We start from the raw sequence: 21,830 nt of genomic DNA on the forward strand, positions 1-21,830 counted from the left end.
AGTCTACGCGGGTGGGCGCCGAGGGTGGCGGTCGGCCGGGACGTGCGCGCGGGCGCCCGCGCGGAGGGCGGCGGAGAAGGCGGCGAACTCCATGCGGTCGCCGGACTGCTCGGTGATGTCGAGGAGTTCGGCGGCGCGTTCGTGCTGGACGGCGCGGACGGCGAAACCGGGGACGACGCCGAGCGCCCACCACGGTGGGTTCAGGGCCTGTTCGGCCAGGCTGTCGGCGGCTTGGGTGCGGTGGAGCCGGGTGAGGGCGTCGGTGAAGTACTCGGTGAACTCGGGCCAACTGCCGGGGAGAGGCCGGGTGGAGATGCCGTAGAGGCGGTACCAGTCGCAGCAGTCCTGATAGAGGTGCTCGCGGGCGGCGGGGGTGAGAGGGCGGACGTAGATCTCGACGGCAGTGACGAGGGTGTCGACGTAGGTGGCGTGCTGGAAGTGGAACAGCTCGGGGGTCAGGGCGTGATAGCGGGCGCCGGTGTGGTCGCGACCCTTGACATGCTCGTGGGCGTAGCGGATGACACGGGCGGGATCGGGGTGGCCGTGGCAGGCCAGACCGATCATGCGGTCGACCGTGCGTTTCTTGTGCGCCCACAGACCGGTGTGGACATGTTCGGTGAACGAGGCGGCGATGGCGGGGTGCAGGATCTGCAGGGCGACGGCGCGGGGCAGGGTCAGCAGGAAGCGGCGGTCAGGAAGATATCTGCGCAGCAGGGAGTGGTGGGCGATTTCCCGCTTTGCCGGCGCCGGCGACCTCGTCATTGCGCAATCCCTCGACCGATTCCGGAATCCCGGACGTCTGATAGTAAGATACCATTTTTCTCTCATCATGCCAGCCTGCCGTGTCGCTGATCCCCGCCCTGACGCGACCGGGTCATCTGGGCCGAGACGGCGCGGTGCCGCTGCGCCGGTCGCGAGAACCCACGCCGAAGCAGGCAGCTTTCACGGTCGGCGCCCGCTCGGACTCGGGCTGCCCACGTCCGCAACGGCGTACCGTGACTCCCATGGAGCCGACCTCCCAGGTGGTGACGGCGCAACCGGCGCCCGCCCTGGCCGCCTTCATCGACCGGTACATCGGATACCGCATGACCGGGTACGAGGCGGGTCTGCACCGTGGGCTGCCCTCGCGGCATATGACGTTCATCGTGGCCATCGGACCCGCCATCGATGTGATCGGCCAGACCGATGCCCGCCAGTCGCCGGACGACTACCGCTGCGTGCTCAGCGGACTCCAGGACCGTCCGGCGCTGATCGCCCACGACGGCACCCAGGAAGGGGTGGCGATCGAGCTCACCCCACTGGGCAGCCGGGCCCTGTTCGGGCTGCCCGCGGCGGAACTGTGGAGTACCTCGATCGAGTTCGCCGACCTCATCGGCGCGCCGGGTCGGCAGCTGTGGGAGGAACTCCAGGAGCGGCCGGGATGGCCGCAGCGGTTCGAAGCGTGCGACCGGGTACTCACGCGGCTGCTGGTGCCCGAGCGGGCGGTGGGGCCGGAACTGAGCTGGGCGTGGCGGGCTGTGACGGGTTCACACGGGACGTTGGGGGTCGAATCGCTCGCCGAACGTATCGGCTGGAGCCGCCAGTACCTCACCAAACGTTTCACCGGCGAGTTCGGGCTGAGCCCGAAGGTGGCGGGGCGGGTCGCGCGCTTCGAGCGGGCCAAACACATGCTGCTGCACACGCCGTCGTTTGTCTCGATCGCCCAGGTCGCGGCCACCTGCGGCTACTACGACCAGCCGCATCTCAACCGGGAGTTCGCCCGGCTGGCCGGATGCAGCCCCACGCAGTGGCTGGCCGAGGAGATTCCATCCATCCAAGACCCGGAGATGGCCGGCGGACCAGGCTGAAACCATGACCGCAACCGAGAACACCACCACGACCACCACCCCCGCACCGGCCGTCTGGCCGTGCCTGGCCTTCACCGACGCCCGCGGCACCGCCGACTTCCTGGTCCGGGCGTTCGGCTTCGAACTGACCGCGATGTACGCCCGCGAAGGCGACCCGTCGGTGATCGAACACGCCGAAATGCGCTGGCCGGAAGGCGGCGGGATCATGTTCGGCACCGCGAACAAGGGCGGCGGGCTGCCGGAGCGGCGCACACCGGGCACCGAATCGATCTATGTGGTCTGCGCCGACCCGGACGCGCTGTACGAGCGAGCCACCACGGCCGGCGCGGAAACCGTCGCCGGGCTGAAGGACGAGGACTACGGGTCGCGCGGGTTCACGGTCGCCGATCCGGAGGGCAACTACTGGAGCTTCGGAACCTATCGAGGGCAGTGAACCGCGTGGCAGCGCTGGATCGAGGGCGGCACATGGTTCGCTGATCCCGGTCGCCGCGGTGGTGTCGAGCCCTGCCGCGGCGCCTTTCCGAAGCCGACCATGCCGTCGTGGCTTGACCTTCGGGTTGCTCGAAGCCCGATGATGGGCGCGTGCCCGAATCCGACCTGATCACCATCGGCGCGTTCGCCCGCTCGTGCGGTATCACGGCCAGTGCGCTGCGCTTCTACGACGACTCCGGCCTGCTGTCACCGGCCGGGGTCGACGCGGCCACCGGATACCGCTACTACGCACCCGCCCAGGTCGAGCGGGCGGTGACGATCCGCCGCCTCCGCGCCATCGATATGCCGCTCGACGAGATCGCCCGCGTGCTCGCGACCGACCCGCACACCGCGGCCCGGCTCATCGACGACCATGTGGCGGGGTTGCTCCAGCGGTCCCAGCAGGCACGACGGACCGCCGAAGTGGTCAAGGCCGCTCTCGGCGAACCCTCCGGCTGGTGGGTGGCGACCGTCCGCGGCCCGGTGCTGGCGGCGGCGGTCGAGCAGATACTCGCCGCCACCGGCACCGACTCCGACCTGCCGGTTCTGGCCGGCGTGCGACTCGAGGCGACACCCGAATCGCTCACTCTCACCGCCACCGACCGCTACCGGCTGTCCACCCGCACACTGGTTCCCGAACAGCCCGGATCGGCCGAGTGGGCCGCCACGGTCGACGGTGCCGACCTGAGTGCGGCGCTGCCGGAGATCCGCGGCGCCCACTCGATCGATATCGAAGCCGGCGAACACAGCGTCCGGTTCCGATCCACCGACGGCGCCGTACGCACCTGCCGGACGCTGGCCGAACCCTTCCCCGACCACCGCGGGCTGCTGGCCGCGCTGCCGGCGGCACCCACCCACGCCGTGGTCGCCAAACACGACCTGATGCGCGCGCTGGAACAGCAGCGCGGCCGCTACCTGCGTCTAAGGACCGCGGCGGGCACTCTCACCGTCTCGGGTACCGGAGGCGAGCCGCCGACCGAACTGGCCGCGCGGATCACCGGCCCGGACAGCGAACTCGTCTTCGGGTTCACCACCCTGCACCCGGCCGTCGCCACCGCCATCGGACCCGATGTCCGGCTGGATATCGGCGGCCGCACCGATCCGATGGTCGTCCGGTCCGCGGACAACGGCGACCTCACCACCCTGGCCATGCCGGCCGACCCCGCAGTTGTCGACGAGAACGGATCCCCCGGATGACCTCCACCGAACAGCTCTCCCCCGACACCACCATGGACGCGATCACCGCGGCCGTGACGCTCGGCCGCTCCGGGGACACCGCCACCGCCCGCGCACGTCTCCTCGAGATCTGGCGCGGTATCGGCGTCGCCGGTGACCCCTTGCACCGCTGCACCCTCGCGCACTACCTGGCCGACCTCCACGACGACCCCGCTCAGGCGCTGGTCTGGGATATCCGCGCCCTCGACGCGGCCGACGCCCTCACCGACGACCGGGTTCAGCGGCACCACACGAGCCTGCAGGTGGCGGGGTTCTATCCGTCGCTGCACCTGAACCTGGCCGACAACTATCGGCGGCTGGGATCGTGGGACGCCGCCGCGGCACAGCTCGCCGCGGCCCGCGAACGGCTGGACGCCCTCTCCGACGACGCCTACAGCGCGATGATCCGCACCGCGCTCGACGAGGTGGCCGACGCGGTCACCCGGCGGTCCACCGAGCGGCGGACGAGCGCGCCGGGCCCGCATTCCTGACACCGTCCCGTGGTTACCGCGGCCCACCCGGCACCGATCGGCCGGGGCGGCGATCACTGCGCGGTGAGCGCGGCGAAATCGGGGGCGTAGACGGTCGTCCAGTGCGGGCGCAGGCGGAAGAACACCACCTCGTTGTCCCAGTCGAACCCGTCGTCGCCGTAGAAATCCTGGAAGTAGGCGAGCAGTTCCGGCCACTCGGCATCCGGTTCACCACCGACCGGGTTCAAGGTCTCGGCGGTACCGTGCGTGAAAACACCCAACCCCTCACCGCGCATATGCGCGACACTCGCAGCCGGGCGGGCGGCGAGGTGGCGGGCCTTGGCGGCGGTGCGCGCGGTGCCGAAATACCACCGGCCGTGCAGGAAATGCCCGTCGACTCCACTCACCCGCGGCTCGCCCTTGGCGGTCACGGTGGACAGGGTGAGCAGGCACATACCGGTGAGCACCGAGGTGAGCTGCTCGGCGGTCAGGGTGCGGTCGGCGGCGATGATCGAACGGAGATGCCCCGTGGCACCCGCGAGAGAGGTGTCGAGCAGGGTCTGCAGTGCGGCCAGTTCTTCGGGGGTTTCGCGCATTGCCCCACCGTATGCGCGCCGGACCGGATTCCGGTTGACCGAAATTGCTCCATATACGGCGCGGCGGCGCGCGTACTCCTGGTAGGTCCGGGCGCCGTCCGGCGCGAACCGCAGCAGGTTGAGCATCACCACCGGCCCACCGAGGCGGAAGGGCATTCCGCTCAGCGCACCACAGCGACCGTTCACCGCAACCATCGCAGCGCCGAACGGCCATCGGTTACGTTCGTGTGGCCGGCATGTTCCAGCTCGCTGTACAGGAGTTGCCCGATGGGGACTATCGAATATCTCAAGACCGACCCCGACCTACCACCCGTGGGTGTGGTCGACCGGTCCCCGATCACGCCCGCGAAGAAGGCGATCTTCGCGGCCATCGCGCTGCTGGGCGCCGTGGCCTGGACGGTTCTCGCGATCGCGCGGGGCGAATCCGTGAACGCGGTGTGGATCGTGATCGCGGCGGTGTGTACCTACATCATCGCCTACCGGTTCTACGCGCGGCTCATCGAATACAAGGTCGTCAAACCCCGCGACGACCTGGCGACTCCGGCCGAGATCCTGGACAACGGCAAGGACTTCATGCCGATGGACCGGCGGGTGCTGTTCGGGCATCACTTCGCGGCCATCGCGGGGGCGGGGCCGCTGGTCGGTCCGGTGCTGGCGGCGCAGATGGGGTACCTGCCGGGCACCATCTGGATCATCGTCGGCGTCGTGTTCGCCGGTGCGGTGCAGGACTACCTGGTGCTGTGGGTATCGATGAAACGGCGCGGGCGCAGTCTCGGGCAGATGGCACGCGACGAACTCGGCGTGGTCGGCGGTGTAGCCGCCATCATCGGCGTCCTGGTGATCATGATGATCCTGCTGGCGGTACTGGCGCTGGTGGTGGTGAACGCGCTGGCGCACAGCCCGTGGGGTGTCTTCTCCATCGCGATGACCATCCCGATCGCCCTCTTCATGGGCGTGTACCTGCGGTATCTGCGACCGGGCCGGGTCGGTGAGATCTCGGCGATCGGTTTCGTCCTGCTGATCCTGGCGATCATCGGGGGCGGCTGGGTCTCGCACAACGACACCTGGGCCGGGTGGTTCACCTTCCATCCCGTCACCATCTCGTGGATGCTGATCGGCTACGGCTTCGTCGCCTCGGTACTGCCGGTGTGGCTGCTGCTCGCCCCGCGCGACTATCTGTCGACCTTCATGAAGATCGGCACCATCGGCCTGCTGGCGGTCGGCATCCTGGTGACCCTGCCGGTGCTGAAGGCGCCCGCGGTCTCGGAGTTCGCCACCTCGGGCACCGGCCCGGCCTTCGCGGGCAGCCTGTTCCCGTTCCTCTTCATCACCATCGCCTGCGGTGCGCTGTCCGGTTTCCACGCGCTGGTGTCGTCGGGTACGACACCGAAACTGCTGGAGAAGGAATCGCATGCCAAGGTGATCGGCTACGGCGGCATGCTGATGGAATCCTTCGTCGCGGTGATGGCGATCATCACGGCGTCGATCATCGATCAGCACCTGTACTTCGCGATGAACGCTCCGGCCGGCGCGACCGGCGGCACCGCGGAAACCGCCGCGGCCTACACGAACGGCCTGGGCCTCTCCGGTCCGCCGACGACCGGCGCCGAATTGAGCCAGGCCGCCACCGATGTCGGCGAGGAATCGGTTATCTCCCGCACCGGCGGCGCACCCACGCTGGCCATCGGGATCTCCGAGGTGTTCGCCGGGTTCCTGGGCGGCGCCGGGATGAAGTCGTTCTGGTACCACTTCGCGATCATGTTCGAGGCGCTGTTCATCCTGACCACCATCGACGCGGGCACCCGCGTGGCGCGGTTCATGCTGTCCGATTCGCTGGGCAACCTGCGCGGTCCGGCGCGTAAGTTCGCCGATCCGTCGTGGCGGGTGGGGGCGTGGCTGTGCTCGGCGGTCGTGGTGGCGGCCTGGGGGTCGATCCTGCTGATGGGTGTGACGGATCCGCTGGGCGGGATCAACGCGCTGTTCCCGCTGTTCGGTATCGCCAACCAGTTGCTGGCCGCGATCGCGCTGGTGGTGGTGCTGACGATCCTGGTGAAGAAGGGCCTGACGAAATGGGCCTGGATCCCCGGGATCGCCCTGGCCTGGGATCTCATCGTCACCATGACCGCGTCCTGGCAGAAGATCTTCTCGGCCGATCCGAAGGTGGGCTACTGGAAACAGAACAGCATCTGCCGGGCCGCCCGGGACGCCGGTGAGCTGTGCCTGACGGCGAAAACACCGGATGACGTGGACGCGGTCATCCGCAATACGTTCATCCAGGGTGCGCTGTCCATCGTTTTCGCGGTGCTGGTCCTGATCGTGGTGCTCGCCGCGGTATGGGTCTGCTACCGCACCGTGAAATCGGGCGATACCTCGACCACCGAATCGCCGGAGGAGCCGTCGAAGATCTTCGCGCCCAGTGGTTTCCTGATCACCTCGGCGGAGAAGGATGTCCAGCGGCAGTGGGACGAGCGGATCGCGAAGGGCGAGGTCGCGGTGCCGGGGGCGGCACATGCGGAGGTGCGGAGTTGACCGGGCGGCTCGCGGCGGCGCCGGACATGGGCGCCGGGACGCTGGGCGCCGAGCGGGCCGGTCCGCGCGGGACGCCGGCCCGCGGGGTGCGGGCGCTCGCTCGCGGGGCGCGGTCGGTGTTCCGGTACCTGGACTCCGTCGTCGGCGGGCAGGACTACCAGCGCTACCTCGCGCATATGCGCCGGGTGCATCCCGGCCGCCCGGTGGTGAGTGAGCGGGACTACTGGCGGGAGCGGTACGCCGACGCGGACCGCAATCCGGGCGCGCGCTGCTGCTGAGCAGAACCGCGAGAGTTACGGCGGGGCCGGTGCGACCGGCCCCGCCGTCGCGTTTTCACGGCTGCCCCGCACCGCCATCGTTTCCGTTATCCAGCCCGCGCCCCCGCGACCGCCCTCGGCGACATGCGGCACCGATGTCTGTTTTCCGCTAGCTCGAGGCCCCTCGAGCTGACATCGTGTGTTGGGTGAGCATCACGGCCCTGGATTTCGAACGCTGCTATCGCGCGGTCTCGGCCCGCGACTCCCGTTTTGACGGGCAGTTCTACACCGCCGTGCGCACCACCGGAATCTATTGCCGGCCGTCCTGCCCGGCGATCACTCCGAAGCGCACCAATGTGACCTTCCTGCCGACCGCGGCCGCGGCCCAGCAGGCGGGCTACCGCGCCTGCCGCCGCTGCCTGCCCGATGCCGCGCCCGGGTCGCCCCTGTGGAACACCCGCGCCGACCTGGCCGCCCGGGCCATGCGGCTCATCGGCGACGGTGTGGTGGAACGCGGCGGGGTCCCCGCGCTGGCCTCGGCGCTCGGCTATTCGCAACGACAGCTCACCCGGGTGCTCACCACCGAACTCGGCGCGGGCCCGCTGGCGCTGGCGCGGGCCCACCGGGCACATACCGCGCGACTGCTGATCCAGACCACCGCCATGCCCATGTCGGATATCGCCTTCGCCGCCGGTTTCGCCAGTATCCGGCAGTTCAACGACACCGTGCGCGAGGTCTTCGCGGTCAGTCCAAGCACCATGCGCACCGAAGCGCAGCGCACCCGCGACCGCACGGTCCCGACCGCCAACGGCACCCTGTCCCTGCGCCTGCCCTACCGGGCGCCGCTGGACCGCGACTGGCTGAACTGGTTCCTGTCCGCCCACGTGGCACCGGGTCTGGAGCTCTGGCAGACCACATCGGTCGGGGAGAACCACTATCTGCGCACCATCCGCACGCCGCACGGTTACGCCGGGGTCCGGCTCGCGGTACTGCCCGGGCATGTCCAGGCGGAACTGACGCTGCGCGATATGCGCGACCTCGCGCCCGCGGTGGCCCGGGTCCGGCATCTGCTCGACCTCGACGCGGACCCGGTGGCCATCGACGAGGCACTCACCCGGGCCCCCGAGAGCACCGGAGCGCCGCACGAACCGCACGCTCATTTCGCCCCCGGGATCCGGGTACCGGGCTGCGTGGACGGACCGGAGTTGCTGCTGCGCACCATGATCGGTCAGCAGATCTCGGTGGCGGCGGCCAATACGCATACGGCCCGGCTGGTCGCCGCCCTCGGCGAACCGGTGGACGGGCCGGTCGGCCGGTTGTTCCCGGCACCGGAGGTGATCGCCGAACGCGGCGCCGAAGTACTGGCGGGCCCCGCCCAGCGGATCCGCTCCATCACCGCCGCCGCGGCGGCGCTCGCTTCCGGCGACCTGGTCCTGCACCAGGGCCGTACTGCCGCCGACCTGCGACGCGATCTGCTCGCACTCGACGGAGTCGGCCCGTGGACCGCCGACTACGTCACCATGCGGCTGCTCGCCGACCCCGACATCATGCTGCACACCGATCTCGTCATCCGCCGCGGCGCCGCCCGCCGCGGTATCGACCTGACCGATACGACCCGCTGGTCGCCCTGGCGTTCCTACCTCTGTATGCACCTGTGGCGCACCGAACTGCGCTCCCGGGCCGAATCCCGGGAGTCCGCCGCACCCAGTACCGAAACCGACGCGAAAGTGAGTACCGACTGATGTCCACCGCCACCCTGCCCGCCCTGGCCACCACCGCGACCGGCACCGCCGACGTCGCCACCGTGGACACCCCGCTCGGCCCGTTCACCACGATCGTGGCCGCCGACGGCGCGGTCCTGGCGTCCGGGTGGACCGCCGCGCCCGAAGAACTCCGCACACTGGTCCACCCCGGCCTGCGCCCGGCGGAACTGCGCGCCCGCCGTGAACTTGGTGCGGTGACCGACGCCGTCACCGCCTACCACCGCGGCGACACCGCCGCGATCGATTCCGTCCCGGTGCGTCAGCGCTCGGGCGAATTCCTGCAGCACGCGTGGGAGGTGCTGCGCACGGTGCCCGCGGGGCAGCCGATCACCTACACCGCGTTCGCCGCCCGCTCCGGCCGGCCCGCGGCCACCCGCGCCGCGGCGAGCGCCTGTGCCCGCAATGCGGCCGCACTGTTCGTGCCCTGCCATCGGATCGTACGCACCGACGGCACGCTCGGCGGTTTCCGCTGGGGTCTGGGCATCAAGCGACGGCTGCTCGATCTCGAGGGTTGAATCCGCGCGGTCAGGCGATGGTGGCATGCAACCGGGAACCGTTGCGGCCGCGCACCACGTGAAGGCGGCTGGGTATGCGCTGACGCATCTCGTCGACGTGACTGACCAGCCCTACCACCCGGCCTCCGTCGCGGAGTTCGTCGAGAACACCCATCACCGCGTCGAGGGTGTCGGCGTCCAGGCTGCCGAAGCCTTCGTCGATGAACAGGGTGTCGAGGATGATCCCACCCGCTTCGGACGCGACGGTATCGGCCAGACCCAGCGCGAGCGCCAGTGACGCCATGAAGGTTTCCCCACCGGAAAGTGTGCGAGCGGGCCGGACGGCGCCGGTGTAGTCGTCACGGATGTCCAGCCCGAGACCGCCGCGCCGGCCGTGCGTCCCGGCCCGGTCGGTGTGCACGAATTCGTACCGGCCGCCCGACATCCGGCGCAGCCGGGCCGACCCGGCCACCGCGACCTCCTCGAGCCGGGCCGCGAGCACATAGGAGCGCAGCGACATCCGCCGGTTGTTCGCGCCACGGCCCGCGACCACCTCCACCAGCTCGGCCAGTTCCTGGTGGGCCCGCTGGGCGGGGGCGACCAAATCCACCGCCGCCCACAACTGCCCGCACAGGGTTTCCAGCCGGGTGACCCGGTGCACAGCGGCGGAATGGGCCGCGACCGCCTCGTCCAGCGCGATCCGGGCGGTCCGCACCGCAGCCTCGAGCGCTTCCGGATCACCGGGCGCGGTGGCGGCGGCGGCCCGGATCTCCGGTTCGTCCAGTACGGCGCGAGCGGCTGCGCGTATCTCCTCCGCGGCGGCCAGGGCAGCGCTCAGCGCGTCCTGCCGCTGCGGGGTCCGGGTGGCGGCACCGACCAGCGGCGCGTAGATCCGCAGCGTCGCCAGCATCTCCTCCGAGCCGGCTCCGGAGTCTCGGCCCACGTCACCCGAACCACCGGCCACGGAATCCGGCGCGGTGCCGACGGCACTCGTGGGCGGGACCAGACCCGCCGATCCGGCCAGTCGTTCGACCCGCAGCACACAGGTGGCCACCCGTTCCCACGCCGCGCGGACCGCGGCATAGGTGTCACGCCGGTTGCCCGCGGCGGCGATCAGCGCGTGCAGGCGCTCCCGGCGACGACCGATGGTCCGGTCCCGCCCGGCGGCAGTGCGCAGCTTCTCGTCGATTTCGGCGAGCCGGGTCTGCGCGGACTCGATCCGCGCCGCGACGGCCCCCGCCCGGGTCTCGGTATCGCGCAGGGCATCGTGCAACTCGTTCTCATCGCTGCGCAGGCGGGTGAGTTCGGCGGCACACGCCTCGGCCGATTCGGCCAGTTCCTCCGCGTCCCCGCACTTCTCGGTGGCCTCACGCAGGGCGGCCGCGAGTTGCACGCGGTCGGCCTCGCCACCGCGGGCCAGCAGTGCCTCGATCTCCCGCTCCACCTCGGCCAGCACTGACTGCGCACGTTCACGCGCCGCCTCGGCGGTACGTTCGGCGGCGACCGCCGCCGCCTCGTCTTCTTTCGATACGGCACCAGCCGCCTGCCGCGCCGGCCGGGGATGCTCGGCCGAACCGCACACCGCGCACGCCTGCCCGTCCACCAGGCGCCCGGCCAGCTCCGCCGCCATTCCGGCCAACCGGCGTTCCCGCAGGTCCAGGACGTGCTCACGGGCCTCCAGATGCCGGGCGCGCACGGTATCGAGATCCACCCGGGCCCGGTCGAGCGTGGTGCGCGCCCGAGCCAGTTCCACGGCCGCGGTCGCGGCCTCCTGCAAACGCCGGAGTTCGGTCCGCAGACCGGGCAGCGTCGCTTTCGCCTCGTCGGCTTCCCGCGCCCGCGCCTGCGCGCCGGCCAGGATCTCGGGTAGCCGGGCCCGGCGTTCGGTGAGGGTGGCCGAACGTTCGCCGAGTTCGGCCGCCTCGGCGTGCAGTTCGGCCAGTTCTCCGCGCAACGTATCGGCCGTAACCGCGTCGGCGCGGATCTCCCCGAGTTTGCCCAGGAGCGCGCTCCATCCGCGGATCGCGGTATCGAGACCGAGATCCTCGTCGTAGCCGGCTCGGTCGTCCATCCGGTCCGGCTCGTCCGCACCGGCGCTGGAAGAGCTTTCCGCAGACCCCCCGGGATCCACGTCGAACAGTGCGAACTCGTCGGCAGCCGACGCCGGGAAGCCCTCCGGCGCGACATCCTCCGAGGACAGTTCCTCGACCCGGTCCCCGGTTCGCCCGGCGGACGGGCACAGCACCAGGCGGATACCCGGGATGTCCGCGCTGTCGGGTTCCGCGGCCAGCCGGGCCAGATGTTCGGCCGCGGCCGCGGATTCGTCTTCACGGCTGCGCGCCGCGCGGACCGCGGCCTCGGCCTCGGCCAGCGCCGCGGCCACCGGTTCGGCGCGGCGCGCACGATCCAGTTCGCCACGATCCGCGGCCCGTGCCCGGGCGTCGGCGGCGTACTGCTCGAGCTGCTGCCGGGCCAGTTCCAGCCGGCGTCGCTGCTCGGCCGCCCGCCGCTCCCGTTCGGCCCGTTCGTCGGCGCGCGCCGACTCCGCGCGCCGCTCATCGAGTTCGTGCTGCGCCTTCTCCACCTCGCCGCGCGCCCCCGCCAGCAGATCCTGCGACCACTCGACCGCGTCCAGAATGTCGATCCGCTCGGTGCGGTCTATCCCGGCCGTCACCGCGACCCGGGTGATCAGGTCCTCCACATTGCGCTGCTGGGCGCCGATCTGCTCCCCCGACGATTTGCGCTGGGCGGTGAGCCACTGTTCGGCCGACCCGAAACGTCCGGTATCGAACAGTTTCTCGAGCAGTCGTTCGCGATCCTCGTTCTCGGCGCGCAGGAACTTCGCGAAATCCCCCTGCGGCAGCAGCACCACCTGGAAGAACTGATCGGCGCTCATGCCCAGCAGTCGCACGATCTCGTCGCCGATTTCGTTGATCCGCGAAAGGTTGGTGCCCTGTCCGTCCAGCCAGGTCAGCGTGGCTTTGGCGTTCTCCACCCGGGTCCCGCTACCGCGCAGCTTCGGCCGCTCGAATTCCGGTTGCCGGGTGAGCCGGAGTCGCCGGCCGCCCAGTGTGGCCTCGAGCATCACCTCCGGGCGGATATGCGCGGGCGCGTGATCGGAGTGCAGCCGTTTGTCCCCCCGCGCCCCCGGCACCCGCCCGTACAGCGCGTAGGCGATGGCGTCGAGGACGGTGGTCTTCCCGGCGCCGGTCTGCCCGTGCAGCAGGAACAGTCCGTCCGCGCCCAGTTCGTCGAAATCGACGGACGCCGTCTCGGCGAAGGGGCCGAAGGCCGTCATCTCCAGCCGGTGCAGTCTCATGCGGTGAGTTCCGTATCGGCCGCCGGGGACGCGCCGATATCATCGCGGACCACCTCCGTCTCCCGGACGGCCGCCGCCATGGCTCGGGTCAGCCAGTCCATTTCGGAGGTGTTCGGCTCGCCGCGCACATCGGTGAGGAAGGTGCGGGCGATCTCGGTGTCGTCGCGGCCGCGTACCCGCTCCCGGTACCGCAGGGCCGGGTCGCCCTGGGGTCGTTCCCATTCCACGTGCACCGCGTACGGGAAACGCTCGCGTAGTCGGCGCATGGCGTCCACCGGCCGGGCATAGTCGGTGAGCGAAACCGAGACGTAGTGCTGTTCGGCCGTTTCCCACGCGGGGTCGGCCAACAGGTCCTCCAGTGTTCCGGTGAGGTGGCTCAGCCCGCGAACCTGCGGTAATTCCAGACCTCGCACCCGAGCCGGACCGGTCTCACCGAGGTCGGCCAGCCACGCCTGTTTGCGGTGGGTGCTCTCCCCGAACGAATACGGCAGCGGCGACCCCGAATAGCGCACCGCCTCGGCGAGGGTCTGCGGCGAATGCAGATGCCCGAGCGCGACATAGTCGAACCCCGGCTCGGTGAACATCCCCAGCGGCACCGTCTCGACTCCGCCCACCGAGATCGACCGCTCCGAGCCCGTCGCCGCGCCACCCACCACGAAGGCGTGCGCCAGCAGTACCGTCCGGGTGCCCGGCCGCTGTGCGATATCCACCCGGATCCGTTCCAGCACGGCCGCGAGCACCTCGGCATGCGACCGCGCCTGCGGTACGCCGAGCTCGCCCCGGCATATCTCCGGTTCCAGGTAGGGAATGCCGTAGAAGGCGACCGCACCGTACTCGTCGGACAGCAGCACCGGTCGTGCCGAATCGGCCACCGTGGTGCGCAGATACAGCCCGCCGGCCGCCGCGAAACTCGCGCCCGCCCCGAGCCGCGTCGGCGAATCGTGGTTACCGGAGGTGGCCACGATGCGCGCTCCGGCCGCGCGGATGGCTTCGAACCCCCTGTTGCAGACCGCGATCGCGTCCGCACTGGGGATGGAGCGATCGTAGACGTCGCCGGGGAGCACGACGGTGTCCACCTCTTCGGCGGCGACGAGCTCGGCGATCGCTTCGAGTACCCGCGACTGGTCGGCCAGCAGGTCCACGCCGTGAAAGGTGCGACCGATATGCCAGTCCGACGTATGCAGGATTCGCATGACGGCGAATTTAGGGCACCGCACCGACAGCTTCAATGCCGGTACCGATACCCGGGACGCCACACCGGCAACACGCCGAGACCCGTACCGCCCCTGGCGCGGCGGACCCGTGACCACCACGGACAGTGTCTCCATTGCGCCATCGTGTTGCGCGCCACCCATATCCCTTGACGGTATGAATACCACCGCCGACCACCGTTTCCGCACAATCGCGAAGCCGGTCTCGCCGTGCCGTAACACGGTCGACCCTTCCGGACGATAGTGTTCATCACGTGGCTGCTTCCCAACGAGTGAATTCCCGGGTGCCCGCGCCGCAACGTTCGTTATTGCCGACGGTGCCGGGTGTCCCGGCCTATGCCGCGGTTCTCATCGCTGCGGCCTGCACCTTCCTGGGTTTCCTCATCGATGCCCTCGGCGACGTCACGGACCTCACCGGCACCTTCAGCGCGTTCTACATCCTCGGATGTCTGGCGGCGGTGGCGGCGGTGCGGTTCCGCGGCCTGTTCACCACGATGGTGTTACCGCCGCTATTGCTATTCGTCGCCGTGCCGATCGCCTATCGCCAGCTCACCGGGACCAGCACCGCCTCCCTCAAGGACATCCTGCTGAACCTGGCGATCCCGCTGGTGCACCGTTTCCCGCCGATGATGCTGGCCACCGTCCTGGTGCTGATCATCGCCGGAATCCGGATCGCGCAATTCCGCTCGGAGAACGCGGCCGGCGAGACCGCCGCCGCCCGGCGCGGCACGAGCTGGGGCCGTAACGAACGGCGCGCGGCCCGCGGCGACGCCAAGGAACGGGCGGAGAACCGGCCCCGCCGCGAGACCGCGAAGCGGCCGAGCCGCGGACAGGCGAAGCGTCCCGTGGGCGAAGGCAAGACGGCCCGCGGGAGCAAGCCCTCGCGCGCCGAAACCCTGGCGGCACGGTCCAAGGTCAGGACCAAGGCGAAAGCGCGGCCGAAACGACCCGAGAACCCCGAACCCGATTACACCCACGAATCGTTCGACGAACCCCCACGCCGCGGCGGCCAGGGCCGTCCGCCTGCCGAACCGGCCGCGCGGGGCGCCGCGCCTCGCACCCGCGAGATGCGTCAGCACCGGCCCGCCCGCCCGGCGGCTCCGGTACCGGACGAGCCGGTGCGCGCGAACGCCCGCCGCGGCGAACCGGCCCGGGCACCGCAAACCGCCCGGGTCCGCGAACCGATTCCGGAACGGCGGCGACCCGAACGCCGCTGAGCGCGGGCCGTCGCCGGAGGGCGAGCGCGGGTCAGCGCCGAGCGGCCCGCAATTCCCGCGGCAGCGCGAACACAAGGGTCTCGTTCGCCGTGGTCACCGGCTGGACCTCGCCGAACCCGTGTTCGGCGAGCATGTCCAGCACCCCGCGCACCAGGATCTCGGGGACCGACGCGCCGGAGGTGATCCCGACCGTGGTCACCCCTTCGAGCCAGGCCGGGTCCACCTCGCGCGCGTAGTCCACCAGATACGACGCGCGGGCGCCGGCGCCGAGAGCCACCTCCACCAGGCGCACCGAGTTCGACGAGTTGCGCGAGCCCACGACGATCACCAGATCGCATTCCGGGGCCATCGCCTTCACCGCGACCTGCCGGTTCTGGGTGGCGTAACAGATATCGTCACTGGGCGGATCCTGCAGCGCCGGGAACTTCTCCCGCAGCCGCGACACCGTCTCCATGGTCTCGTCCACGCTCAGCGTGGTCTGCGACAGCCAGATCACCTTGGACTCGTCGCGCACGGTCACGTTCTCGACCGCGTCCGGACCGTCGACCAGTTGTACGTGCTCGGGGGCCTCACCGGCGGTTCCCTCGACCTCCTCGTGGCCCTCGTGGCCGATCAGCAGGATGTCGTAGTCGTCCCGGGCGAAGCGTTTGGCCTCCTGATGGACCTTGGTCACCAGCGGACAGGTCGCGTCGATGGTGCGCAGGTTGCGCTCGGCGGCGGTCGCGTGCACCGCGGGCGAGACACCGTGCGCAGAGAACACCACCAGCTCCCCCTCGGGAACTTCGTCGGTGGTGTCGACGAAGATCACGCCGCGTTCGCGCAGCGTTTCCACCACATGGCGGTTGTGCACGATCTCCTTGCGGACATAAATCGGCGCGCCGTGCTTTTCCAGCGCCTTCTCCACGGTTTCGACGGCACGGTCCACACCCGCGCAGTATCCGCGCGGTTCGGCGAGCAGCACTCGTTTTCCTTCGGGGGCGGCGGTCGCGGCGCCGGCCGAGCGAGCGATTCCGACATTCAACGGTATTGCCGAGGACATGCCCCACAGAATACGTGCGTACCTCCGTGACCGCTGCGGCCGTGCACCCCGCCGCCCGCGCCGCGCCCCGACCACCTGTTCGGCCCGTTCACCCCGCTCACCGGCGGCCCTCGACGCCCACGCGCCACCGGGTCACCGGCGCCACCACGTCCGGCAGAGGTGTGCAGGTTCACCCGACGATCCCTACCGGCGCGGATACGAATTTCCGCGCTGCGCCCGCGGAAGCGCCCGCCGGGAAACCCGCTGATCCCGCCGCGGCTTGCCGGGTAGGCTGACCCTCTTTTGCGGACCCCGCTATATCGGGCAGGCTGTTAACCATGTTTCGACCACCGTTCCTGGCCCGCGTCGCCGCCGGAGCCGCCGTCTATGTCCTCGAGGAGACGCGACGGCTGCCCTCGACAGCGGCGAAACTACCGCTCACCGCGGTAAGCCAATTACTGCAGACGGGGATGCACTTCCAGCAGTTCGTCACCAGTCTCGCGATCAAGGGCGATTCGGTTTTCGACCGGATCATCAACCGCCCCGAGGAACAGCCCGAATGGGCCACCTTCGACGAGGACGACGACCCGCCGGTGCGCGAACCGGGTGCCACCCCGCGCCGACGCAACAGCGGTTTCGACCGCTTCGACGCCGATCCGGCCGAGGTGGAACTGGCCCTACAGGAGACGTTGGACGGCCTGCGCGCGATCCAGAACGGCAATCCGGTGCACGCGGCACACACCTTCGACGCCGAGGCCACCTTCGACGCCGCCGCCGGTGACGCGGCCGACGATATCGCGGTGGTCGGCGCGTCCGCTGTCGACGGGCCCGAATCCGCCGCCACGGCCGATCCCGAGCCCGTCGCCGAACCCGAGCCGGCGGCCGAACCCGCACTCCCCGAGGTCGGCGCCCGCTACGACTACCCGAACATGACCCTCGCCCAGCTGCGCGGACGCCTGCGCACGCTCACGGTCACCGATCTGGTCGCCCTGCTCGACTACGAACAGCGCACCCTCGATCGCGCCGCGTTCGTGACCATGCTGACCAACCGGATCGCCACCGTGCGAGCCCAGTGACCGAGGCCGATCCCGCGCCCACGGTCGGCCGGAGCGGTTCCGGCCGGCCCGGGCAGGCACCCGCCCCCGCCAATTCCGCCGAGCAGCCGTGGCCGGTGCGTTCGGTGTCGATGAAGGTCGCCCAGTGGATCGACCGGCTCGGCAGTATCTGGGTGGAAGGCCAGCTGACCCAGATCAACCTGCGGCCCGGCACCCGCACCGCCTTCTTGGTGCTGCGCGATCCGGCCGCCGATATGTCGCTGTCGGTGACCTGCGACCCGGCCCTGTTGCGCGCCTCCCCCGTCCCGCTGCAGGAGGGCAGCCGGGTGGTGGTCTACGGCAAGCTCTCCTTCTTCCCCGGCCGCGGCACCCTGTCGCTGCGGATCTCCGAGATCCGCCCGGTCGGTGTCGGCGAACTGCTGGCACGGATCGAACGGTTGAAAGCCCTGCTGGATGCCGAGGGCCTGTTCGATCCGCGGCTCAAACGCCCGGTCCCCTTCCTGCCCGGCACCATCGGGCTGATCACCGGCCGCGGCAGCGCCGCCGAACACGATGTGCTGAGCGTGGCGCGGGATCGCTGGCCCGCGGTGCGGTTCGAGGTCCATAACACCGCTGTGCAGGGTCCGTCCGCGGTCCCGCAGATCCTCGACGCGCTGGCGGCGCTGGATCGTGACCCGGCGGTCGAGGTGATCGTGCTCGCCCGTGGCGGCGGCAGCGTCGAGGATCTGCTGCCCTTCTCCGACGAGACCCTGTGCCGGGCCATCGTCGCCGCGACCACTCCCATCGTCAGCGCTATCGGTCACGAACCCGATTCCCCGGTCTCCGACCTGGTCGCGGATCTGCGCGCGGCCACCCCGACCGACGCGGCCAAACGTATCGTGCCCGATGCCGCCGCGGAGACCGCGCTCGTCCGGGAACTGCGCGCGCGGTCCGCGGCGGCACTGCGCGGCTGGGTCGAACGGGAGTCGGCGGCACTGCGGCAACTGAGGTCACGCCCGGTGCTGGCCGATCCGCTGCGCGATCTCGGCCACCGGCACGACGAGATCGAACGCCTGCGCACCGCGACCCGTCGCTGCGCCGAGAGCCTGGTCCGCGCCGAATCGGTGACCACCGACCATCTGCGGCGTCAGCTGACTGCGGTCGGTCCGGCCGCCACCCTGGCCCGTGGCTACGCTGTCGTGCAGCGGGTGACCGGACCCGAACGCCATGTGGTGCGCGCGATCGACGATTCGCCCGCGGGCAGCCGGCTGCGTATCCGGGTCGGTGACGGCGCGATCTCCGCCGCCGTCCTCGGCACCGAGCGGCTCGGCGAACGCGGCTCCCCCACCCGCTCCGACGACTCCGAGAGGACCTGACCGTGTCCGAATCCGGCACCGACGACCTGGCCGATATCGCCGGCCTCGGCTACGAACGCGCCCGCGACGAGCTGGCCGGCGTGGTGAAGATGCTGGAGCAGGGCGGTATGGACCTCGACGACGCCCTGGCGCTCTGGGAACGCGGCGAGGCGCTCGCCAACCGGTGCGAAGAACATCTGGCCGGGGCGCGGCAGCGGATCGAGAAAGCGCTGGCCGAATCCGACGACACGGAATGACCCGCGCCTACCCCGTCGACCGGTTACGTCGCCGGGAGCGGCCGGGCGGCCACCACCGCGGCGGCCAGGGTCTCGAAGGCCTCGGCATCGCCGGCGCCCCGGATCAGCACCCGGCTGTCCCCGAAATCGGCGACCCACGCGGGTTCGGCGCCGGGCTCCTGGTAAACCACCCATTTCTGCCCGGCGATATCCCGGGTGCCGGTGGCATACCGGGTGCCCACGATATGTCCGGCCAGGACCTCTTCGGTGGCGTCGCTCTGATCGAGTTCCATATAGGTGCCCACACCGGTGACATAACCGATGGTGCTGACCGTGCCGCCGCCGCGTTCGGTGATGGTGTCGCGGCTCCCGGAATTGGGCTGCCAGTTCTGTGGGAGGGCCGGTTCGCGGATCGGGAACGGGAGGTTCTGCGCGTCCGAGCGCAGTGCCGCGGCGGCATCGAAACTCGGTATCGTGCCCTGGGTGGGACCGGTCGCGGAGAAACTGCACTGACTGGTCAATCCGGCGAACACCACGGCGATCAGCACCAACGGGATCAACGACCAGAAAAGATCCCGGTAGTCGTTCATGATGCGTGGCTTCTTGTTCGGCACGCTCCCAGTATCCATCGTGGTAGCGGCGGGGCCCCGCGCCGCCCCCGGTACTGCCGTACCAGGTGATCACCGGCACGCAATCCGGCGATGCGACAATTACGGCAAGTTACACAACCTAGGAGGCACCCGCTATGACGGCATCTTCGCCCGCTTCGAGCCGCCGCGAGGCGCCCGATCGCAACCTCGCGCTCGAACTCGTCCGCGTCACCGAAGCCGGCGCCATGGCAGCGGGACGCTGGGTGGGCAAGGGCGACAAAGAAGGCGGCGACGGGGCGGCCGTGGATGCCATGCGGCAGCTGGTCAGCTCGGTATCCATGAGCGGCATCGTGGTGATCGGCGAGGGCGAGAAGGACGAAGCGCCCATGCTGTACAACGGCGAGAACGTGGGCGACGGCACCGGTCCGGAGGTCGATTTCGCGGTCGACCCGATCGACGGCACCACGCTGATGTCGAAGGGGTCGCCCGGCGCCATCTCGGTGCTGGCGGTCGCCGAGCGCGGCGCCATGTTCGACCCGTCGGCGGTGTTCTACATGCAGAAGATCGCCGTGGGCCCCGACGCCGCCGACGTGATCGATATCTCGGCGCCCATCGGGGAGAACATCCGCAAGGTCGCCAAGGCCAAGCACGCCTCGGTCTCCGATATCACCGTGTGCATTCTGGACCGTCCCCGCCACAGCGACCTGATCCAGGAGGTCCGCAGTGCCGGCGCCCGGATCCGCTTGATCTCCGACGGTGACGTGGCCGGCGCCATCGCCGCCGCGCGGCCCGATTCCGGGACCGACATCCTGGTAGGTATCGGCGGCACCCCCGAGGGCATCATCGCGGCCGCCGCGATGCGCTGTATGGGCGGCGCGCTGCAGGGCAAGCTCGCACCCAAGGACGACGAGGAACGGCAGAAGGCGCTCGACGCCGGACACGATCTGGATCGGGTCCTCGTCACCGAGGACCTGGTGGCCGGGGACAACGTCTTCTTCTGCGCCACCGGCGTCACCGACGGCGATCTGCTGCGCGGGGTCCGCTACTACGGCGGCGGCGCGTCCACCCACTCCATCGTGATGCGGTCGAAATCGGGCACGGTCCGCATGATCGACGCCTACCACCGGCTCACAAAACTGCGCGAGTACTCGTCGGTCGATTTCCACGGCGACGAGCACGCCAACCCGCCGCTGCCCTGACCTGCGTGTGGGCGGTCCGGGGCCCGGCTCCGGACCGCCCGGATCGCTCCGGCGCGCCCGGACGCACCCGCCGCAGTCAGCAAATTTTCGGCATCCCGGGTGGATCCCGGCTGTTACGGGTAATATCCGCGTGGCCACCGAACTGGCAGCGTCACGGAAATCCGATCTCGGTAGCCGTCGCGTTGCCGAATCCACAGCCGGAGTGATGAACCACCACGACCTGTCCGTCCATCACACCGGCCTGTCGCGAGAGGATGGACATGCACCACTTCGCTCGACGTTCGGCCGGATTCACCATGGCACTCGCCGCCGCGGGTCTGCTCGTCGCCGGCTGCGGTGACGACGACAACTCGGTATCGGATACGGTCGGCTCCGTGACCTCGGCGGTGATGCCGGGCGGCAACAACACCGGCGCCCCGCCCGCCTCTCCGGGCGCCGAGGGCTCGCCCACCGAGACGACGGAAGCCGAGGGCTCGCCGACCCCCGACGAGGACCCCAATGCCGACGCCGGCGAGACCACTGTGCAGACCCCGGACGGCAACGAGGTCACCGTGAAGGGCAGCATCTACCAGAAGTACACCGAGGCCGGCGGCCCTACCGGCACGCTCGGTATGCCGGAGGGCGAGGAGGAGATCGCCGGGGACGGCGGCCGCTACCAGAACTTCACCGGCGGGACCGTCTTCTTCAGCGAGGAGACCGGCGCCCATATCGTCTGGGGTGATATTCGCGAAGCCTGGGAGGCCAACGGCGGCGCGGACGGCCAACTCGGCTTCCCCACCTCCGACGAGGAAGAGACCCCGGAGGGCAAGAAGAGCGAGTTCGAGGGCGGCACCATCACCTGGAACTCCTCGGACCGTTCCACCACGGTCACCGAGAACTGAGAGACAACGCCTCGGGGCGCCCGCTACGGCGGGCGTCCCGAGGGCTGTCCGGGGCCCTGCGCACTGCGCGAGGCGGAATCTCCGTTCACATGCGGGGACGGAACGAATTGTGCGCGTCCACCACCCGA

Annotated in this window: 20 protein-coding genes; 14 read left to right on the forward strand and 6 right to left on the reverse strand. The window is 70.2% G+C overall.

The genetic code is table 11. The annotated features are described in order from the left end of the window. Window positions 1–3: 3 nt before the first annotated feature. Entirely contained in the window at window positions 4–762 is a 759-nt protein-coding gene (locus tag NF4_RS16030) for an oxygenase MpaB family protein (protein WP_063128133.1), read from the reverse strand. Between the two features lie 242 nt (window positions 763–1,004). Here NF4_RS16030 and NF4_RS16035 point away from each other — a divergent pair, with 242 nt between their 5' ends. From NF4_RS16035 to NF4_RS16050, 4 genes are all read left to right on the forward strand, one after another. After that, complete coding sequence (locus NF4_RS16035) at window positions 1,005–1,847, forward strand: helix-turn-helix domain-containing protein (RefSeq protein WP_063128134.1); 843 nt, start codon at window positions 1,005–1,007, stop codon at window positions 1,845–1,847. Between the two features lie 4 nt (window positions 1,848–1,851). Next, the gene (locus NF4_RS16040; protein ID WP_063128135.1) at window positions 1,852–2,280 is read left to right on the forward strand and encodes a VOC family protein; all 429 of its coding nucleotides are present in this window, start codon (window positions 1,852–1,854) and stop codon (window positions 2,278–2,280) included. A gap of 149 nt (window positions 2,281–2,429) precedes the next feature. Next, entirely contained in the window at window positions 2,430–3,515 is a 1,086-nt protein-coding gene (locus NF4_RS16045) for a DNA polymerase III subunit beta family protein (RefSeq protein WP_063128136.1), read from the forward strand. Continuing rightward, window positions 3,512–4,024, forward strand: a complete 513-nt coding sequence (locus tag NF4_RS16050) for a hypothetical protein (protein WP_063128137.1) — start codon at window positions 3,512–3,514, stop codon at window positions 4,022–4,024. The genes NF4_RS16045 and NF4_RS16050 overlap by 4 nt, the downstream gene beginning before the upstream one ends. 53 nt (window positions 4,025–4,077) lie before the next feature. Here the strand turns inward: NF4_RS16050 and NF4_RS16055 are convergent, their stop codons facing one another. Then, complete coding sequence (locus NF4_RS16055) at window positions 4,078–4,599, reverse strand: pyridoxamine 5'-phosphate oxidase family protein (protein ID WP_063128315.1); 522 nt, start codon at window positions 4,597–4,599, stop codon at window positions 4,078–4,080. Between the two features lie 267 nt (window positions 4,600–4,866). On the opposite strand from NF4_RS16055, the gene NF4_RS16060 reads away from it, so the two are divergent. From NF4_RS16060 to NF4_RS16075, 4 genes are all read left to right on the forward strand, one after another. After that, a complete protein-coding gene (locus NF4_RS16060) occupies window positions 4,867–7,128 on the forward strand; it encodes a carbon starvation CstA family protein (RefSeq protein ID WP_063128138.1) in 2,262 nt (753 codons plus the stop codon). Then, window positions 7,125–7,406 carry a YbdD/YjiX family protein gene (locus NF4_RS16065; protein WP_369690935.1) on the forward strand — a complete coding sequence of 94 codons (282 nt, stop codon included), beginning with the start codon at window positions 7,125–7,127 and terminating at the stop codon, window positions 7,404–7,406. Before NF4_RS16060 ends, NF4_RS16065 begins: the two co-directional genes overlap by 4 nt. Window positions 7,407–7,591: 185 nt before the next feature. Further along, window positions 7,592–9,127 (forward strand): Ada metal-binding domain-containing protein, encoded by a 1,536-nt coding sequence (locus NF4_RS16070; RefSeq protein WP_063128139.1) that lies wholly within the window; start codon window positions 7,592–7,594, stop codon window positions 9,125–9,127. Then, the gene (locus tag NF4_RS16075; RefSeq protein WP_063128140.1) at window positions 9,127–9,663 is read left to right on the forward strand and encodes a methylated-DNA--[protein]-cysteine S-methyltransferase; all 537 of its coding nucleotides are present in this window, start codon (window positions 9,127–9,129) and stop codon (window positions 9,661–9,663) included. Before NF4_RS16070 ends, NF4_RS16075 begins: the two co-directional genes overlap by 1 nt. A gap of 10 nt (window positions 9,664–9,673) precedes the next feature. On the opposite strand, the gene NF4_RS16080 is transcribed toward NF4_RS16075, so the two are convergent. Further along, window positions 9,674–12,961, reverse strand: coding sequence for an AAA family ATPase (locus NF4_RS16080; RefSeq protein WP_063128141.1), 3,288 nt, complete (start codon window positions 12,959–12,961; stop codon window positions 9,674–9,676). Further along, a complete protein-coding gene (locus NF4_RS16085) occupies window positions 12,958–14,154 on the reverse strand; it encodes an exonuclease SbcCD subunit D (protein WP_063128142.1) in 1,197 nt (398 codons plus the stop codon). Before NF4_RS16085 ends, NF4_RS16080 begins: the two co-directional genes overlap by 4 nt. Window positions 14,155–14,426: 272 nt before the next feature. Here NF4_RS16085 and NF4_RS16090 point away from each other — a divergent pair, with 272 nt between their 5' ends. Continuing rightward, a complete protein-coding gene (locus tag NF4_RS16090; protein ID WP_084533159.1) occupies window positions 14,427–15,389 on the forward strand; it encodes a DUF6542 domain-containing protein in 963 nt (320 codons plus the stop codon). Window positions 15,390–15,420: 31 nt separating this feature from the next. Here NF4_RS16090 and NF4_RS16095 read toward each other — a convergent pair whose 3' ends face one another. Beyond that, entirely contained in the window at window positions 15,421–16,428 is a 1,008-nt protein-coding gene (locus NF4_RS16095; protein WP_063128144.1) for a 4-hydroxy-3-methylbut-2-enyl diphosphate reductase, read from the reverse strand. A 317-nt stretch (window positions 16,429–16,745) separates the two neighbouring features. Between NF4_RS16095 and NF4_RS16100 the strand changes: the two genes are divergently transcribed. The 3 genes from NF4_RS16100 (at window position 16,746) to NF4_RS16110 (ending at window position 19,053) form a co-directional block, all read left to right on the forward strand. Further along, the gene (locus tag NF4_RS16100; RefSeq protein ID WP_063128145.1) at window positions 16,746–17,483 is read left to right on the forward strand and encodes a lipid droplet-associated protein; all 738 of its coding nucleotides are present in this window, start codon (window positions 16,746–16,748) and stop codon (window positions 17,481–17,483) included. A gap of 95 nt (window positions 17,484–17,578) precedes the next feature. Continuing rightward, window positions 17,579–18,817, forward strand: a complete 1,239-nt coding sequence (gene xseA / locus NF4_RS16105; RefSeq protein ID WP_232330514.1) for an exodeoxyribonuclease VII large subunit — start codon at window positions 17,579–17,581, stop codon at window positions 18,815–18,817. A gap of 2 nt (window positions 18,818–18,819) precedes the next feature. Then, entirely contained in the window at window positions 18,820–19,053 is a 234-nt protein-coding gene (locus NF4_RS16110) for an exodeoxyribonuclease VII small subunit (RefSeq protein WP_063128147.1), read from the forward strand. Window positions 19,054–19,076: 23 nt separating this feature from the next. Here the strand turns inward: NF4_RS16110 and NF4_RS16115 are convergent, their stop codons facing one another. Next, window positions 19,077–19,646 carry a DUF4245 domain-containing protein gene (locus NF4_RS16115; RefSeq protein ID WP_063128148.1) on the reverse strand — a complete coding sequence of 190 codons (570 nt, stop codon included), beginning with the start codon at window positions 19,644–19,646 and terminating at the stop codon, window positions 19,077–19,079. 131 nt (window positions 19,647–19,777) lie between these two features. Here NF4_RS16115 and glpX point away from each other — a divergent pair, with 131 nt between their 5' ends. Both glpX and NF4_RS16125 read left to right on the forward strand, forming a co-directional pair. Further along, window positions 19,778–20,821 carry a class II fructose-bisphosphatase gene (gene glpX, locus NF4_RS16120; protein ID WP_063128149.1) on the forward strand — a complete coding sequence of 348 codons (1,044 nt, stop codon included), beginning with the start codon at window positions 19,778–19,780 and terminating at the stop codon, window positions 20,819–20,821. Between the two features lie 260 nt (window positions 20,822–21,081). Then, window positions 21,082–21,702, forward strand: coding sequence for an LGFP repeat-containing protein (locus NF4_RS16125; protein ID WP_063814601.1), 621 nt, complete (start codon window positions 21,082–21,084; stop codon window positions 21,700–21,702). The last annotated feature ends 128 nt before the right edge of the window (window positions 21,703–21,830 follow it).

The organism is Nocardia fusca NBRC 14340, assembly GCF_001618425.1.
Lineage (GTDB): Bacteria > Actinomycetota > Actinomycetes > Mycobacteriales > Mycobacteriaceae > Nocardia > Nocardia fusca.

What these genes read in the sequence shown, in the direction of transcription:
- NF4_RS16030 (WP_063128133.1), bottom strand. Translation starts at nt 762, where the DNA reads ATGACGAGGTCGCCGGCGCCGGCAAAGCGGGAAATCGCCCACCACTCC.
- NF4_RS16035 (WP_063128134.1), top strand. Translation starts at nt 1,005, where the DNA reads ATGGAGCCGACCTCCCAGGTGGTGACGGCGCAACCGGCGCCCGCCCTG.
- NF4_RS16040 (WP_063128135.1), top strand. Translation starts at nt 1,852, where the DNA reads ATGACCGCAACCGAGAACACCACCACGACCACCACCCCCGCACCGGCC.
- NF4_RS16050 (WP_063128137.1), top strand. Translation starts at nt 3,512, where the DNA reads ATGACCTCCACCGAACAGCTCTCCCCCGACACCACCATGGACGCGATC.
- NF4_RS16055 (WP_063128315.1), bottom strand. Translation starts at nt 4,599, where the DNA reads ATGCGCGAAACCCCCGAAGAACTGGCCGCACTGCAGACCCTGCTCGAC.
- NF4_RS16060 (WP_063128138.1), top strand. Translation starts at nt 4,867, where the DNA reads ATGGGGACTATCGAATATCTCAAGACCGACCCCGACCTACCACCCGTG.
- NF4_RS16075 (WP_063128140.1), top strand. Translation starts at nt 9,127, where the DNA reads ATGTCCACCGCCACCCTGCCCGCCCTGGCCACCACCGCGACCGGCACC.
- NF4_RS16080 (WP_063128141.1), bottom strand. Translation starts at nt 12,961, where the DNA reads ATGAGACTGCACCGGCTGGAGATGACGGCCTTCGGCCCCTTCGCCGAG.
- NF4_RS16085 (WP_063128142.1), bottom strand. Translation starts at nt 14,154, where the DNA reads ATGCGAATCCTGCATACGTCGGACTGGCATATCGGTCGCACCTTTCAC.
- NF4_RS16095 (WP_063128144.1), bottom strand. Translation starts at nt 16,428, where the DNA reads ATGTCCTCGGCAATACCGTTGAATGTCGGAATCGCTCGCTCGGCCGGC.
- NF4_RS16100 (WP_063128145.1), top strand. Translation starts at nt 16,746, where the DNA reads ATGTTTCGACCACCGTTCCTGGCCCGCGTCGCCGCCGGAGCCGCCGTC.
- glpX (WP_063128149.1), top strand. Translation starts at nt 19,778, where the DNA reads ATGACGGCATCTTCGCCCGCTTCGAGCCGCCGCGAGGCGCCCGATCGC.
- NF4_RS16125 (WP_063814601.1), top strand. Translation starts at nt 21,082, where the DNA reads ATGCACCACTTCGCTCGACGTTCGGCCGGATTCACCATGGCACTCGCC.